At 37.2% G+C, this 17204-nt stretch carries 11 protein-coding genes; 8 read left to right on the forward strand and 3 right to left on the reverse strand.

Annotation, left to right across the window (positions count from 1 at the left end; genetic code table 11):
• Nucleotides 1–170: 170 nt before the first annotated feature.
• Nucleotides 171–2261: a lytic transglycosylase domain-containing protein gene (locus ACFIKB_RS03835; RefSeq protein WP_375652865.1), complete on the forward strand. Its 2091-nt coding sequence runs from the start codon at nucleotides 171–173 to the stop codon at nucleotides 2259–2261.
• Between the two features lie 1010 nt (nucleotides 2262–3271).
• Here the strand turns inward: ACFIKB_RS03835 and ACFIKB_RS03840 are convergent.
• Nucleotides 3272–4042: an energy transducer TonB gene (locus tag ACFIKB_RS03840; RefSeq protein WP_375652930.1), complete on the reverse strand. Its 771-nt coding sequence runs from the start codon at nucleotides 4040–4042 to the stop codon at nucleotides 3272–3274.
• Between the two features lie 245 nt (nucleotides 4043–4287).
• On the opposite strand from ACFIKB_RS03840, the gene ACFIKB_RS03845 reads away from it, so the two are divergent.
• The 5 genes from ACFIKB_RS03845 (at nucleotide 4288) to ACFIKB_RS03865 (ending at nucleotide 10634) form a co-directional block, all read left to right on the forward strand.
• Nucleotides 4288–6465, forward strand: a complete 2178-nt coding sequence (locus tag ACFIKB_RS03845; RefSeq protein ID WP_375644887.1) for a TonB-dependent hemoglobin/transferrin/lactoferrin family receptor — start codon at nucleotides 4288–4290, stop codon at nucleotides 6463–6465.
• Nucleotides 6466–6736: 271 nt separating this feature from the next.
• Entirely contained in the window at nucleotides 6737–7780 is a 1044-nt protein-coding gene (locus ACFIKB_RS03850; protein ID WP_375652866.1) for a hemin-degrading factor, read from the forward strand.
• 18 nt (nucleotides 7781–7798) lie between these two features.
• On the forward strand, nucleotides 7799–8701 hold the full coding sequence (locus tag ACFIKB_RS03855; protein ID WP_375644885.1) for a hemin ABC transporter substrate-binding protein: 903 nt from the start codon (nucleotides 7799–7801) through the stop codon (nucleotides 8699–8701).
• Between the two features lie 5 nt (nucleotides 8702–8706).
• Nucleotides 8707–9804, forward strand: a complete 1098-nt coding sequence (locus ACFIKB_RS03860; RefSeq protein ID WP_375652868.1) for a FecCD family ABC transporter permease — start codon at nucleotides 8707–8709, stop codon at nucleotides 9802–9804.
• Nucleotides 9801–10634, forward strand: coding sequence for a heme ABC transporter ATP-binding protein (locus tag ACFIKB_RS03865; RefSeq protein WP_375652869.1), 834 nt, complete (start codon nucleotides 9801–9803; stop codon nucleotides 10632–10634). The genes ACFIKB_RS03860 and ACFIKB_RS03865 overlap by 4 nt, the downstream gene beginning before the upstream one ends.
• 218 nt (nucleotides 10635–10852) lie before the next feature.
• On the opposite strand, the gene ACFIKB_RS03870 is transcribed toward ACFIKB_RS03865, so the two are convergent.
• Together ACFIKB_RS03870 and ACFIKB_RS03875 are read right to left on the reverse strand one after the other, a co-directional pair.
• The gene (locus tag ACFIKB_RS03870; RefSeq protein WP_375652870.1) at nucleotides 10853–11827 is read right to left on the reverse strand and encodes a tail fiber protein; all 975 of its coding nucleotides are present in this window, start codon (nucleotides 11825–11827) and stop codon (nucleotides 10853–10855) included.
• Between the two features lie 780 nt (nucleotides 11828–12607).
• The gene (locus ACFIKB_RS03875) at nucleotides 12608–12778 is read right to left on the reverse strand and encodes a hypothetical protein (protein WP_155914971.1); all 171 of its coding nucleotides are present in this window, start codon (nucleotides 12776–12778) and stop codon (nucleotides 12608–12610) included.
• Nucleotides 12779–14420: 1642 nt separating this feature from the next.
• On the opposite strand from ACFIKB_RS03875, the gene thiC reads away from it, so the two are divergent.
• Both thiC and ACFIKB_RS03885 read left to right on the forward strand, forming a co-directional pair.
• A complete protein-coding gene (gene thiC / locus ACFIKB_RS03880) occupies nucleotides 14421–16256 on the forward strand; it encodes a phosphomethylpyrimidine synthase ThiC (protein WP_375652871.1) in 1836 nt (611 codons plus the stop codon).
• The gene (locus tag ACFIKB_RS03885) at nucleotides 16253–17203 is read left to right on the forward strand and encodes an FAD-dependent oxidoreductase (RefSeq protein WP_375635700.1); all 951 of its coding nucleotides are present in this window, start codon (nucleotides 16253–16255) and stop codon (nucleotides 17201–17203) included. The genes thiC and ACFIKB_RS03885 overlap by 4 nt, the downstream gene beginning before the upstream one ends.
• The last annotated feature ends 1 nt before the right edge of the window (nucleotide 17204 follow it).

The following is a 17204-nucleotide window of genomic DNA, read 5'->3' on the forward strand; positions in this document are numbered from 1 at the left end:
TCATTGAAGCAAGATGAATTTCAAAAAAAGCCCTCATAAGATGAAAATGTCCCTCCTTAAATGTTGCACATTTATTTAAAATAAACCGTCTATATTAACGCGTTTTTCATGCTTGTGTTCTATAAATCCTTAAGTTTTTACAAAAAGCAAGGTCTCAAGGTCTTTTCTCTATGCGTGTATTTTCCACCTCTCTTTTCGTATCAACCTTTACTGCACTTATACTGGCAATAAGAATTTTATTTTCAAGTGCATCCGCGCAAACACCTCTTTTGCACGGGAAAGCGCCAATCCCTTTGGTGCGCCCTACTCCCTTTACCGAAAAAGGAGCTCAAGAGCCTCTTCAACAGATACACACGACATCACACAATACTGCTACACTTCAGCAACTGAAAGCTGGGCTAGATGCACTAGCAAACAACAATATTGCAAAAACAATAAATCTTCGTAATTCAATGGAAAAACATAGCCTTGATCGTCATATTTTGACATGGGCGCTGGGGATATCAAACAAAGCTAATATACCAAGTTCTGAAATATTTAATGCAATCAACATGCTAAAAGGATGGCCCGGTATAGAAACGATGCAACGCAATGCTGAACGTGCTTTTCTTAACGAAACCAACGTCTCACGCGCAATCATCCAAAAATTTTCTCATCACCCGCCCCAAACAGCGCAAGGAATGGCTCTCTTCGCTAAAGCACTTATCGCAACGGGACAAACCACTCGTGCTCAACACGTTATTGCACCGTGGTGGCATAAGACACAGCTTAATGCAAAAGAAGAAACATTTGTTCTTAAAAATGCAAGCGTTGCATTAAAACCTATTGATCATTTGAAACGCATGCAATTTATGCTGTATGCATATCGTTTTGATTCAGCAGCACGCGTTGCAAAATTAGCCCATGCTCAATCTCTTTTTGATGCTTTTGTGGCCGTTGAAAAAAATGACCCTAGAGCTACACAAAAATTAAAAGCTGTAGAGAGATCATGGCAAAAAGATCCTCTTTTTCAGTTTGCTCGAATACGCCATCTTCGACGAACAGAGCAATATAATGCAGCCGCAGCACTCATGATGAAAACATCAAAAGATGCATTCCGCCTTATGAACCCTCATTCATTGTGGAAAGAACAACGCGCCCTTTCTCGTGAAATGCTCGATTTAAATAAACCAAAAATTGCTTACCAACTCGTTGCAATGCACACTGGTATAACATCTGCATTAGCTATCGATGCTGAGTTTCATGCAGGATGGTACGCACTACGGTTTCTTCATAACCCTAAATTGGCAATGCAGCATTTTTCACGTATTCCTCAACTCTCTTCTTCACCTTTTTCTGCATCACGTGGATATTACTGGATGGGACGAACAGCAGAAACGCTAGAAGAACATAAAAATGCCCAGCATTACTTTCATCGCGCAGCTCATTTTGGTGCAACTTACTATGGTCAATTAGCCGCTGCACGACTCAACCAAAAAAAGCTTAAAGTTTTCTTTCCCAAACCAACAACCGCTGAGCGACAACATTTTAGTGCACGAAAAGCGATCAAAGCAATTCAACGTCTTGAAGCAGCCGGCTATGCTGATTTTGCTAAAATTTTTTATAGAGAGCTCGGAAAAAAAATAGAAAGCCCCGGCGAATTAGCCCTTCTGGCTGTTATGGCAGAAAAAAATGGAGACTATTATACCAGCCTCAAAATTGGAAAAATGGCTGTTTTTCAGGGAAAAAATGTCGGTGCACTCTCTCATCCTCTGGGAGCTATACCAGCTTCTACTAATATTTCTGTAGAAGAAAAATCGCTTATCTATGCCATTGCACGCCAAGAAAGCGAATTTAATCCAACAGCCATATCAAAAGCAGGCGCACAAGGTATACTCCAATTGCTTCCTAGAACAGCAAAAGCATTGGCAAAAAAATACTCAATCGCATGGTCTCCTAAAAAATTTAGCAGTGATGCTCATTATAATGCAACATTAGGTGCCCATTTTCTCAATGAACAATTGGAACGTTTTAATGGATCCTATATACTAACTCTTATTGGCTATAATGCGGGTCCCCGTCGAGTCAATGAATGGATAAAACGTTATGGCGATCCTCGAGGACAATCTCTCGATAACGTCATTGATTGGATTGAGCGTATTCCTTATACAGAAACACGTAATTACGTGATGCGTGTCATGGAAAATTATGGTGTCTACAAAGCAAGACTCACTGGGAAAATAGATATAAAAACCGACCTGCTTTCTGGTCGACGGAAATGATATGCCTTAACTTCCCAAATAGTATTTGAAAGTGTTCATAAGAAGTGTTTTTATTCCTTTTTAAATAATACCCACATACCAACCTGCTTATGATATATATAAGCAAGTAATTTTAATTGATTCAGTATCAATAAATTCGAAATGAGAAAACCCTACGCTATTCAGATCTTTTATTTCAAACACAAAATGATAAATTATCATTATAAATCAACATGTTGTACAAATAGTTCATTTCTTCTCAACATAAACGACAATATCATAGATGATTACAAATAGGTCATTTTTTTACTGTTGCTTATTAGTGTCAATATTCAAATCTTGTACAACAGCATATTTTAAGACTATTTTGTTCTGCTTATAACATTTCTATACCAAATAAGAGTACGTTATTATGTATATCGTTTGGATTATCTCTAATAACAGAAAGACAGACTCATTGAGTTAGAAAGCTTTAAAGACAAACAATTCTCTTCTACCCCTTCCCTTTTCATTCGGGTTTACGACTTTTAAATATGTCAATATCTTTTAATGATGAAGATAAAGCTTTGCTTTTTTCCCCCATTTTTACATATAAGCTCACATCCTTCACACAAAACAGAGCATCTCAAAATAGTATGTTTTTCTTATTTATATTCTTGTTTTATTTTAATGTTTCTAAGGCCATTTCACAACGGTGTATCTGAAAAGTATTTACGAAAATCCTCTCACGAATGGTATAAAAATCGATGAGACACGATTAACCTTTACTGAATAAAAGCTATAGCTCTATCATCCCTTAACTCCCAATGTTGTAACAGCCCTTTCATTTAGAGCATTCATAAGAAATATATTCACTGCTTTTTAGAAGTTTTATATCCATGCTCCCCCTCAACTTGTGTCATAAGTAAGCGAATGGTTTTGATTGATACAACGTCAAAAAAATCGAACGAACTATATTTTAACTTTTGTTAAAATTATAAATAATTATTATAAATCAATATATTATAAGAATAAGCGCCCTATATAAAAAATCAGCTAAATATCAGGGATACTCTGATTATTTTATTCACTTTTGATAGTGGTGGTGGTGGAAAAGAACCAACGCGTTGAAGTGCCGCCATCGCTAATCGATCAAGTTCCGGATTACCAGCAGAGACTGCCACACGACTAGAAAAAATACTCCCCTGCTCATGCACCATAAATTCTAACTTCACCGTTCCTTTTGCACGACTGGTACGCTGTCCCACAATATAATTTTTTTGCCTTTCTAATTGTGACTGTACCTTTGCTAACCACTCCATTAACAACATATCTTCAAGCCCTGCCGTACCGACGCCCTTGTTGGTGGAAGAAGAACGTACCGCCTTTGCATTGGAGCGCTTTACTACAGCCTTTGGCATCGGTATTGTTTTTTTGATAAACGCTTTATGTTCCACTTTTTGAGGAAGGGGTTCTTCCAAAGACTTTAAGTCATCTTGTTCTATCATATGCTGAGGTTCTTCCGATTGAACTTCATCCACGGATTCCAATTCCTCTGACTCCTGCTCTAAAAGATCAGACTGTAATACTTTTGGCTCTGTATTAATATCCGACTCTGTATGAATATCTGACAAATCTGTATCAACATCCGGATAGACAGTTTCTTGCACAAAAGTCAGCTCAATCTCCGACGAGAGCAAGCCATTACCTACACCCGTACTTTGAAAATAAAATTGCGCTCCCAATAATACATGCAAAAATAAAGCTCCAACAAATGCACCAATCCAAAGAGTTAATAATTGCGTCGTATTTGCAAAATTCATCATTTCTTCTGCCACTATTTTAAGCTTAATATTGGTGTTCAATCTCATTAAAACAGGCTATTTTGAAATTGCAACTTTTTTCTTGACTGATTTTGTCATGTTTAATATGGTTTTCTAGTGATTTTGTCTTGTTGGCAAAATCATTTCTGCTTGGCTGGCAAGTTTTAATCAGCGGGTCCAGCCTTTTTGTATGTAAGTAAAATTTCAAAACAGAGAGGGGATGTTTAAAAAGGTTGTGATGTGTTATGCAAATAAGACGAAAAAATATCTATAAAAGCTGTGTGATTTTAAGTGCATTATCGGTCTGTATGCCTTCATTTGTTTTTGCACGAAATAAAGATGGAGGTGCTGTCACTGAACTCAAACCAATTGTTATTGAAGAGAAAAAAATAGGAACGGCCTTGGATTCGGTCACTATTTTGACAGATCGAAAAACCGCGAAGGATATTCGTGAGAAGCAAATAACTGATGCCTATGATATTAGTCGTCTTTATCCAACCGTGGGGTATAACCCAAGCAATAACAGTTTTGTCATGCGTGGTTTAGAAGCAAACCGTGTTCTCACAACAATGGATGGTATTGTTCTTCCATGGTTCAATGATATATTGCGTGAGAACAGTGGTAACACAATGTTTGACTTTAGTGCGCTTTCCACACTTGATGTTATTCAGGGATCGGATTCTAGTCTTTATGGCTCTGGTGCACTAGGAGGAGTTGTTGCGTTGCGTACCCTTGATCCTGAAGATCTTATCACAGAAGGAAAAAATTGGGGTGGTCTTATAAGAGGTGGTTATCATTCTGTTGATAATAGTTGGCACGTAGATCAAGCTGTTGCAATGCGTGCTCAACAAACGTTTTTGCTTTTCCAAGGTTCTTATGCGGAAGGTCATGAGCGCAAAAATATGGGAACTCTAGAAGGCTATGAAGAGCGCACACGTAAAAACCCTGCTCATTTTGACCAAAATAATTTGCTCTTTAAAATTCACCAATACCTTGATGACAATCACCGGCTTGGTTTTACAGCAGAGCGTTTTGGTCACAATATTGATACACATTTATTGAATGCTTCTGACAGATATGCCCCTGGTTCCGTTTATGAGAAGGACGACAAACTCCGTGAACGCTTTTCTCTTTCTTATGACTATAACGGCAATGAAGATGCTATTTTTGATGCGTTTCGTGGACAGATTTATTGGCAAAGACAGTCAAGTCATGATATTACGACTTCATTTCGTGTTTCGGCACCCAAAGGGGATTTTTTGAGAGATAATTTTTTGCGTAATACCAATTATGGTTTCAATGCTGATGCTCTCAAGAAAGTTCATATTGGCACTGTAGATCATACGTTAAAGCTTGCCGCTAATGTCGTGTCATCTAAGTTTCATCATTATTTGTTCGGGAAAGATAATTGTCACTTGCCGGAAAATGCACGGGGGTGCCTCTTTGTACCCGCTAATCGGTCAGATTCACCAGATACAAATGGCTATAATTTGGGTTTTGTTTTTGAAGATGAAATTGGCTTTGCTGATAACCATTTCCGTATAACACCTGGAATTCGTTATGATTGGTATAAGTATATCCCTCAGAAAACGTCTTCTTATGAGAAAGCTCTGCTTTCTGACAAATTTCCTCCAGAAAGAAATGGTTCACGTTTTTCTCCCAAATTACGTGTGGAGTGGGATGTTCGTGATCAAGTAACGCTCTATGCTCAATGGGCACAGGCTTTTCGTGCACCACGTGTTGCAGAACTTTACGTCTCTTATATGAAACCCCCTGCTTATTACTCGAAGGGCAACCCTGATCTAAAAGCAGAAACGAGCAATGGGTATGATGTTGGCATAAGGTATGGAAATGGAAATTTCGGTGGTTCACTCAGTGCCTTTTTCAATCAATACAAGGACTTCATAGATACTGTGGATATAGGGCCATCAGAGGAATACCGATTGGGACGTCGCCATTATACAAATCGTGCGAATGTGCGTATTTATGGTGCTGAAGCAAAAATACATTTGGCTCTTAATGATGGATTCCATAGCAATTTTTCTCTTACCTATTCGCAAGGAAAGGATCTTGATAAAGATGAATATCTTAACTCAATTCCAGCTTTAAAAGTGATTGCTGGGATCGGATATGCAAAAGAAATCTGGGGAGCAGACGTCGTGCTTACCTCATCTGCCAAACGTGATAAAGTTGCTAAGGAATCGGACTATCAAAAAATTCCAGGTTATAATATTATTGATGTGTCAGGTTGGTTGAAGCCCTTTGGTGAAAAGGGTCCTGTTATAAGGGCTGGTGTTTATAATCTGTTCAATCAAAAATATTGGAATGTATCAGATCTTCCTTCCGGTGAAAGCTCAACGCCGAAGGATTATTATAGTCAGCCTGGTCGCAACTTTAAAGTTTCGTTCGTGCAAAAATTTTAGTCACTTTTGTTAACCATTAGATCAATGAAAAAGGTTATATCGGTAAAGAATAAATTATTGCGTTTCTGTTCTCATTGTCCTTTGAACAACAAATTTTGATGTTAGCGCTTTAACTCTTTGTAATTTATCGGTTTTTATTGTTCTACTGTTGATAAAATAAGGGCTTATTTGGTGGTGGGTTGAACCATTAGTTGATAGTGGTTCGACTTACTTTTTTTGATTTGAAAAATTAAACAATTAACCTTTAAACAGGTAACATAAGGATAAGCCCATGTCATACACAGCCGAAATGATTATTCGCTTGCGTGAAGAAAAAAAAGAGATGCGTAGCCGCGATTTCGCGGACTCTATTGGTATATCCGAAGCAGAACTCATTGCGGCTTATTGTACAATTGGAAAAGCAAAAAAACTACGCGCTGATGTCGCTACTCTCTTGGAAAATGCTCCTAAACTTGGAATAGTCATGGCATTAACACGGAATGAAAATGCTGTCCATGAAATAACAGGATGTTTTGAGAAGATTGTTCAAAGTCAGCATATTCCGATAACACTCGGTGAAATTGACTTGCGTATTTTTTCAAAACAGTGGAAGTTTGGTTTCGAGCATGACGTGACTATTCTCGGAACACCTATGAAAAGTCTGCAATTTTTTGATCAATATGGCATTGCTATTTTCAAACTCTATTCTCAAGACGCAACAAATATGGAAGAATGGGCTGCACTTGTTGAAAAGTTGCTTCATGACGATCAATCATCCGCACTTGATATTTCTCCCGCTCCTACTCCAGTACAATGTGATACGGCAAAGTTAGATGTTGAAAAGTTCCGAGATCGTTGGCGACAGATGACTGATGTGCATCAACTTCATGGAATTATTTCTGAACTGAAAATTAATCGACATAATGCTGTAAAACATGCCGGAAATGAATTTGCCGATGAGTTAAAAATAGAAGCTGTTGAGATGATGCTCAAACAAGTTGCACAAGAAGAGTTACCAATTATGTGTTTTGTTGGAAATAAAGGATGTATCCAAATTTTCACTGGGCAAGTAAAGAACATTAAGCAAATGGGACCTTGGCTTAATGTTCTCGATCAGAAATTTCACCTCCATTTACTCGTTTCTGGAATCAAGAAGGTATGGCGTGTTCGCAAACCTACAATTGATGGGTATGTCAACTCACTTGAAGTTTTCGATAAAGATGATGAGATGATTATTCAATTCTTTGGCGTACGCAAGGAGGGCCAAAAAGAACGTGAAGATTGGCGCTCTTTATTGAATGGTTTACCATCGCGTCAAGAAAACAGCAGTAACTAAGATAAGGTAAGGTCAGACATGTTCATATCTCTTTTGCATAGGTTATCAAACCTTTTCCTTATGTGTTTACTGCTCTCTCTTACCTGTTTTTCTAAACAAGTGATTGCTGAACCCACAACCCGTTTTCCTGAAAATGCTCGAATTGTTTCTATCGGCGGAGCACTTACAGAAATTGTCTATGCATTGGGAGCCCAAGATCAACTTATCGCCCGTGATAGTACAAGCGTCTACCCACAAGAAGCGCTCAAGCTTCCTGTGCTTGGATATATGCGTGCTCTTTCACCTGAGGGTGTTTTATCACTTGCTCCAGAGGGCATATTACTTGTTGAAGGAAGCGGTCCTGCTTCAACAATTGATATTCTCAAAAAAACATCAATACCTCTGGTGATCATACCAGAAGACTACTCCCGTGAAAATGTGATAGAAAAGATTCGCCTCGTTGGCCAAGCTATTCATCGAGAAGTGCAAGCGGCTGCGTTAATTGAAAAATTGAAGCGTAATTTTTTAGAAAACGATGCGCTTTTGGCGAAAGTAACAACACCAAAGCGTGTTCTTTTTGTTTTCTCTGTGCAAAATGGACGCGTCATGGCATCTGGAACAGGTACTGCAGCTGATAGTATGATAAAACTTTCAGGTGCTATCAATGCTATCACCGATTATAAAGGATATAAACTTCTCAATGGCGAAGCGTTATTGAAATCAGATCCTGATGTTATCTTACTTGTAAAACATGGTGCAAGATCAACCAGCATTGATAAGATTTTAGCCATACCGGCAGTTCAAGCAACAACAGCAGCAAAAAATCATGCCATAAAACAGATGGATGCTATGTATTTTTTAGGATTTGGTCCACGCACTGCAGACGCATCAAGAGAGCTTATTGAGATACTTTATGGTGCAAATCAAAACGGTAAGAGCTGATAAAAATGGTAGACGGTACATCCATGATGCATTTACCTGAAGCAAAAGAAGGTAAAAAAATAAACCGTTCAAAGCAGGGGAGGATTTTATTATTAAGCTTAATAATATTCCTTATCTTCAGTATTTTTGGTGGGCTCTTGAATGGTGCTGCAAAGGTTTCTTTCGTTGATCTCCTCCATGTAATGCTTACACAAGATTTTTCAGTAAGTAGTAAAACGCGTGATTACCTCGTGCTTATCGACATAAGGCTTCCCCGTGTTATCTTTGGATTGTTGATTGGAGCAGCTTTAGCTGTCTCTGGTGTTCTTATGCAAGGGCTTTTCCGTAATCCTCTTGCAGATCCTGGAATTATAGGCGTATCAGCAGGTGCTGGACTTGGAGCAGTCTTAGCAATTGTTGTCGGTATTGCTTTTCCTGTTTCATTGACACCTTTTCTAGAGCCTTACAAAGTTATCATAGGTGCTTTTTTTGGTGGACTTTTATCAACGATTATTCTCTACATAATAGCAACGCATAATAGCTTTACCTCTATTGCAACCATGCTGCTTGCTGGTATTGCTCTTGGTGCATTAAGCAGTGCAGTTGTTGGAACATTGATTTTTATCGCAAATGACCAACAACTCCGTGATATCACTTTTTGGAGTCTTGGCTCTCTTGCGGGCGCTACATGGTTGAAAGTATGGCTCGTTCTCCCTTTCATCGTTATTGGTCTTCTTTTCTCTCCCTTTTTATCACGAGCACTTAATGCCCTTGCTCTTGGAGAAGCTGTTGCTGGCCATATTGGTTTCCATATTCAACGCGTTAAAAATATTGCTATTCCCCTTGTTGCTCTTATGTGTGGTAGTGCTGTTGCTGTCAGTGGTGGTATTGGTTTTATTGGTATTATTGTTCCTCATATTTTACGTCAACTCATTGGCCCTGATCATCGCTATCTCATTCCTTGCTCTGCTCTCTTGGGAGCAGCATTACTTATTTTTGCTGATACGTTTGCACGCTTAATTGTTGCCCCCGCAGAATTGCCGATTGGAATTGTAACAGCACTTTTTGGGGCACCTTTCTTTCTATGGATCCTTATATGCAAACGAGGAACAGACTTTTCATGATTGAAGCGACAAATATTTGTGTTCAGCGCGGAAAGAAGCAGATTCTTAAACACATTAATCTTCAAGCTAAAAGTGGTGCTTTTACCATTATTATTGGTCCTAATGGATCAGGAAAAAGTACTTTTATCAAAGCACTGAGTGGAGAAATTCCCTACAGTGGAAAAATAACCTTAAATGGTTATAATGTATGCCAAACAAAAACTCATGAAATGGCAACCATGCGCGCTGTGCTACCACAATCAACAACATTGGCATTTCCATTCTTAGTCTATGAAGTAGTAGAACTTGGTCTCTCCGCGAACCAATTCACCATCGCAAAAGATGAATTGAAAAACCTTACCCAAAAGGTTTTAGAATGCGTTGGTCTTGCTAACTATAGTGATCGATATTATCACCAATTATCAGGCGGAGAACAAGCTAGAGTACAACTTGCTCGTGTCCTTTGCCAAATCTGGAAACCTGTTCATAATGGAATTCCTCGCTGGATGATATTAGATGAACCTATTGCTAACCTCGACATCCAACACCAGCTTGTTGTTATGGATATTGCCAAAAATTTTGCCCATTCTGGTGGCGGCGTTCTTGCTGTTCTTCATGACCTCAATCTCGCAGCACATTATGCAGATAACATGATTTTGCTCAAGGAAGGAGAGGTTTATTGCGAAGGAAATGCAACTAACGTTTTGACAACACAAAATCTCCGCGATGTTTATCATTGTTCTTTAAACGTTTCTGAATTACCTAAAGAAGATATCCCATTTATACTCCCTCAAACGGCATCCTCCTATGAAATTAGATCTCTAAGCTATCGGTTTCAATCTAAAAACTAAAGTCCATAGAAAAATAAAACATGCAAATATTCAAGAATTTTTTTTATTTTTATATGAGCTTTTTTTGTCATCTGTCATTTTAAAAAATTGTTTTTTTGACTCTCTCAAGTATCATATTAACAGTATAGATTTCCTCTTCATATGCTAGAAAATAACGCGGAATTGCTCCGCGTTAACAAAATTATCAGGGTGGATGGATTATTATTACTCAAACATACTCATGATTTTATAGCATAGACAACGGTTGCATTAACAGGGCGCGTTTCTGCCTCACCCGTATGGGAAAGAGTTACCTTGTGTGTATGTGCACCAGCAGAACCTGTTCTCCCTTTCAGGGTCGCATTATAGGTATAATGATTTGGTAGTCTCCCAATATCACCAACTGGCCATCCTACCCCTTGATACTCAAAATTATGCGTATGCTCGCCTGCATTTTCAATACTCCCAATATGCGTATGCGATTTTATGCTATCTTGTTGTTTATCTGCAAATTTTCTACCACTATCTAAACCCCGACCATTATCAAAGCCGCGTAAAAACATGCCTCTAAAATCAGGAACTTTAAAAGTTTTATTGCTGTCTTTTCCCCATTTATCACCTATTGCGTTGAATAACTGCGGATAATCTTCACGCTTATAGACCTTACCATCACACAAAAGCCAACCATTTGGCACATTTTGCATAGCAAATGTTGCAATAAATCCAGAGGGAAAACTTTCTATCTTTGGTGGTGTAGGATTTAATAAGTACCACCCCTCATGCTCTTTTATTAAAACACCATTATTGTATACCATTTCATAAATGCCATCTGTTTGAAATTCTCCACCTTCTAATGGTATAACTCCCGCATCAGTTGCTTTATAGATAAGCTTTTCTCCTATATTATTAACAGTTATTTTTGTCGAGCCAATATTTACACCACAAGCTTTAAAACGTATGACGATATCATTGTTGTATTTCTTTATAGGCGAAACTGTCTTTAAGGTAATTAATGTTGTTTTATCTTCCACATTTACTATAAAGCTTGAATTAATAGATCCACCATTATCTGCAAGATATTCACGCACGCGCTGCATCATCGCCCGTGCACTATCATTAACAGAACTAGGCGGCTGACCTTCTGCCCAATTAATGATACTATCTGAATAAGCATTTTCATCAGCCTTTAGAGACCAATCGTAAATATTAGACATTATAAATCCCCCATTATTTTCATAGTTTTTTTAACAAATTCTCGTTCTGTGCACTAAAATGTGCTGCCGCTGTTGATTGGTACATCATAATCACTGCACCATCCGTATTTACGCATTTTACCTCTCTTCACTCCTTACAATTTAATAACCTAAATTCACCAGATGCTTTTCATAACATTAGTATTAATGTTTTCTCTTCTAATGTGTAATGTAACACCTCATCTGATGTTACTTAATATCTTGTTTTGTTGCTTTGCTGTTGTTATATAATTATTTTTTAAATCTTGCATCTTGTTGCAAAATTTATAAATACTGTTCAAAATTTTCCTTATTATGGATTTCATACAACCATTATCGAATGTAATAACTTATCATCCACATAGAAAGTTTCTGATTTAAACATTATCTTTTTTTATTTTTTTCAATAGTTTAAATCTATCGCGTTGATATTTTAAAACAAAAAAACTCTATCTTTTGGCTATCACTTGTATTAAAATTTTAAAAGTTAGCTTCAACTTCGTTGCATGCTTCATTATGTTTTTATTCACATGCAGATGCTTTGTTATATTTTATTCAATTTATTCCTGAAATTGTATTACAAGGTCAGCACCAATGTTTTTTTGAACAAGCTTTTGTCTAATCTAAATGCACCATAGAAAATATATTCAATATGGACATTTCTTCACACTTTCATTGAACTGGAAATGAAATACTTTGAAATACTAAAGAAACACCACACACCCTCACCAAATCTGAAGGTTGTATCCAATCCGGAAAATATTAAAAAACATAACCTAGCACCCTCCCCCAATTTTTATGAACAATACCCTTGTTTTTTAAACGCCCCGTAATCAAATTCTCCCCTCCCGCACTTAGCATATCTCTATATATATTATTATATGTATATTTTTTTTGCAAGAATAATAAATCATTCTCAACAACATCTTGCAATTATTGGTGCTCTTCTCTATTCTTTCCGGCGTTTACCTCATTATTTAGTATAAGTGCACTACTTAAAAATGATTTTTTTACAAGATCTAAAAGATAAACTGTTTTTTATATCTTTCATAATGTTCATAACCAGTTTTATGGTATTAGTGGGACAATGCAAAGCGATTATAGAATGCTATAATAGTGTAGATAAAGAACTCACTAACGAATTTACCTATGAGTCTCTTGTTAACACATTTGTCTATCTCTGGAGTATACCAATCATCTTTTCCTGTATAGCTGCAGCTTTTATATGGCTACCAATTGTAACATTGCTAATAATAGCAATATTAGTGGGAATTTGGTTACTCCTCCTCATAATTCCCTACTTATTCCAAAATTAGTTTTTGGCTTTGTTAATCATTATCATAATAATTCTTTGTTTGCGTTTGTTTTATTTATTACCTATTTTAGTGTTTAAAAATTTTTTTGATGAAAATTTACTCAATTTTTCTCTTGTTCTATTATAATAATAAGAGCACTTCGTTATAATTAGAAAGCTTTTTGTATATAATTAATGATTTTTTATCTGTAATATTGTTGCATGATATCACATGACTATTGAATAACTTTACCTTGAAAACAAAGAGCTTTATGTCTCAGAAAATGAATTTTTGCCTCGTCTTAAGCTAAAACACAGCGCTTTGTGCGCATTTCTATTGCAAACTAATTAATGAATTTACGTAGTACTTTATGCTGAGATACATCCTTTTTCTTTCCTCTCTCTTCCAACTCTTTAAAAGTGTTGATGAAATTTCAAGATGAAAAGCCTTTGTTCATTTTCATCATCATTTTTTAATTCCGCTTTACGATTTTTAAAACATTCAAGGCAATATTATTTTTAATAATAAAGATTAGGTATTGTTTCACGCTTTTGTTTATCGCATTCTTAATGGGAACATCCCCTCATGAAAAATAGAATGCCCCACACAAAATATAATGATAAGCTATTACAGATCATCATCTTTAAGCTTTTGAAGATACAAGCTGGAACCCATCATACATTTTGTTGGCCCCCACATTGCGATAGTCCTCGCATCTGAGAATGTTCATGAATGACTTTTGGCTTCCTTTCTTCAAGTATTTTGCCCCATATGCTCCCACTTATGACGTGCAAGGAAGTGATTTTATATGAAAAGATGTATGATGAGAGAATCTTATAGTATTCTGAGTTATTATTTTAATATGAAAAAATCTCAATCAGAGCTATAAACTATCTACTTTTTCCTTGATAATCCGTTTTTAACTTTATTCTTGTTTATAAAAGCTTCAATATCACAGTTTATCACTTCATAATATCTATTTTCACTCTTAAAAAACACACCAAAATCGTTTAAATATATTTTTATGATTGACAATATAGATATTTAAGCCAACCATATTCGTATTAGCAAAAATACTTTAAGTGGGAGGAGGCATGCAAATATGAGAATAGATATTGTATCAATTTTTCAAAATAAATTTTCTTGATCTTTATTGGGTTTGCTTTGCTATAAAGCAATACTATTCCTATTCATCCGAATACTCGTGATTGATAATTTGAATACATCCCCATTAACATCGTAACCTATTTTTGAACTCTGTGTCTATAAGGAAAAAGTTTGTGCAGAAAAATACTCCATCAATTAGTTGTAGCCCCTTTCCCGCTTCACGCAAAATTTATCAACAAAGTCCTATCTTTTCTGATGTGCGCGTACCATTGCGTGAAATTTCACTGACTGATGGCAGTGATGAAAAACCTTTAAACATCTACGATACTTCTGGCCCCTACACAGATAAAGATATGATCATTGATATTACAAAAGGCTTGCCAGCAATTAGCTTGCCTTGGCTCTCTAAGCGGGATGATACTGAAACTTATCCTGCACGATTAGTAAAACCTGAAGATAATGGATTGGCTTCTGATAAAAACCTTACACCAACATTTAAACAAAAACGTCCCATTTTACGAGCAAAAAATGGCAAAGCAATTACACAAATGGCTTATGCGCGCGCAGGCATTATTACAGCGGAAATGGAATATGTGGCTATACGAGAAAATGAAGGATTAGCAGTAAAAGAACGGCAGAGTGTACCATCAAATGAAACATTTGCTGGATCAATACCAGAAATTTATACTGCCGAATTTGTTCGCAATGAAATTGCTTGTGGACGCGCCATTATTCCACAAAACATTAATCATCCAGAGTGCGAACCCATGATTATTGGGCGTAATTTTCGTGTTAAAATTAATGCCAATATTGGCAATTCAGCAGTGACTTCATCTATGGAAGAAGAAGTTGATAAAATGGTTTGGGCTATTCGCTGGGGAGCAGATACAGTTATGGATCTCTCAACAGGTCGAAATATTCATAATATTCGTGAGTGGATTATTCGAAATGCCCCTGTTCCCATTGGGACTGTTCCACTTTATCAAGCACTCGAAAAAGTACAGGGTATTGCCGAAAACTTAACATGGGATATTTTCCGTGATACCCTTATTGAACAAGCAGAGCAAGGTGTTGATTATTTTACCATTCATGCGGGATTAAGATTACCTTTTATCCCTTTAACCGTTGATCGGGTAACAGGTATTGTTTCACGAGGTGGTTCTATTATGGCAAAATGGTGCTTGCATCATCACAAAGAAAGTTTTCTTTATGAACATTTTGATGAAATTTGTGATATTGCACGCACGTATGACATCTCTCTTTCCTTGGGGGATGGATTGCGCCCTGGCTCTATTGCCGATGCCAATGATGAAGCCCAATTTTCAGAGCTTAAAACTTTGGGAGAATTGACAAAAATTGCTTGGGAAAAAGATGTACAGGTTATGATTGAAGGTCCTGGGCATGTCCCAATGCACAAAATTAAAGAAAATATGGAGCAACAATTAGATCTCTGTCACGAGGCGCCTTTTTATACTTTGGGACCTCTTACAACCGACATTGCTCCTGGTTATGATCATATTACATCAGCAATTGGTGCCGCTATGATTGGATGGTTTGGAACAGCTATGTTGTGTTATGTAACACCTAAAGAACACCTAGGACTCCCCGATAGGAATGACGTAAAAACTGGTGTGATCACTTATAAAATTGCTGCTCATGCCGCTGACCTTGCCAAAGGTTTGCCTAGAGCACAATTGCGCGATAATGCTCTTTCGCGTGCACGATTTGATTTTAGATGGCATGATCAATTCAACCTTTCTCTTGATCCGGAAACAGCCTGTGCCTTTCATGATGAGACAATGCCTAAAGAAGCCCATAAATTGGTACATTTTTGTTCCATGTGTGGACCAAAATTCTGTTCTATGCGTATTTCTCATGATATTCGTGAGGCAGCAGCAATAAGAAAAACAAAAGGGGAAGGTATGATCGCCATGGCCGAGAAATATCAGAAAAATGGTGACCTTTATATGGAAATTGTTCCTCCTCAAAAAGAGAAAGTAAACAGTTGAAGAACATTCTTATCAAAGGTGCAGGTGTAGGCGGCTTAACGGTTGCCTTTATGTTACAGCAAAAAGGTGTTTCTGTTACTATATCAGCTCCCCCTCATTCTCCTATAGGAAGTGCTAGTTGGTATGCAGGAGGAATGCTCGCACCTTACTGTGAGAAAGAAAATGCGGAACAGATTGTTGAAGATCTTGGTATACAAGCTATACAGTGGTGGCGTAAAACGCTTCCCAACCTTGTCATACAAAAAGGCACTTTAGTGGTTGCACCTACACGAGATAGAGGAGAGCTTGAACGGTTTTCTGGACGCACGCATAATCACAAAACCATAGATAATATAGAAATAGCTCATCTTGAACCAGATCTTGCGGAACGTTTTAACTGTGCGCTCTTTTATGAAAATGAAGCCCATATTGATCCTCGCAAAGCACTTATGGCTTTAAAAGAAAAGCTTCTCAACAATGGAGCGTGTTTTGTTGATGTAGAGACGGCTGAAACAAATTTTGATATTGTTATTGATGCAACAGGAATAGCACGTTTAGGAAAAGATAAAAATATACGGGGCGTGCGCGGCGAAATGCTTCTCGTGCGCTGCACCGATATTAAAATTTTGCGTCCAATTCGTCTTCTTCATCCACGGTTTCCTCTCTATATTGTACCTCGACAAGATAATATTTTTATGATTGGTGCAACAATGATTGAAAGTGACTTTGATGGTGCAATCTCAGTGAGATCAATGATGGAACTGCTCAACGCGGCTTATACTTTACATCCTGCTTTTGCTGAAGCAGAAATTATTGAATCTGGCGTTGGTGTTCGTCCATGTTATCCTGATAACTTCCCTTCTGTGCATAAAGATGGTAATTGTATTTCTATTAATGGATTTTATAGACATGGTTTTCTTTTGTCTCCAGAAATGGCAAAACGAGCAATGAAATTGGCATTGGAATAAA

The sequence above is a fragment of the Bartonella sp. MR110HLJHH genome, assembly GCF_042194225.1.
Taxonomy (GTDB): domain Bacteria; phylum Pseudomonadota; class Alphaproteobacteria; order Rhizobiales; family Rhizobiaceae; genus Bartonella; species Bartonella grahamii.